1 protein-coding gene is annotated in these 231 nt (G+C 39.4%); it reads right to left on the bottom strand.

Translation table 11 applies throughout. The features are described from left to right. Positions 1-121, bottom strand: a 121-nt coding sequence (locus QP442_RS08595) for a CoA transferase (RefSeq protein ID WP_285069825.1), incomplete at its 3' end; no start/stop codon positions are given. Between the last annotated feature and the right edge of the window lie 110 nt (positions 122-231).

Here is a 231-nt window from a genome sequence, read left to right as displayed (position 1 = left end):
AGGGGGCTTCCACCTTGAGAACATCTGCTCCCCAGTCAGCCAGTACTCGAGCTGTGGTAGGAGCGGCTACCATGGTAGAAAAATCAATAACTTTTACGCCATCAAGTAATTGAATGTTCATTAGACAGTATCCTTTCTCTTCCGTTTTGCCCATTAGTGGAAGTGAAAAGACTTGTTTTGCTTTCAATTTCTATTATAGTGAAGAAAATCACGAAATTGTATTTCAAAAAA

It is taken from the genome of Pauljensenia sp. UMB1177 (assembly GCF_030217965.1).
GTDB classification, from domain to species: domain Bacteria; phylum Actinomycetota; class Actinomycetes; order Actinomycetales; family Actinomycetaceae; genus Pauljensenia; species Pauljensenia turicensis_A.
This window is presented reverse-complemented; position numbering and strand designations above follow the sequence as displayed.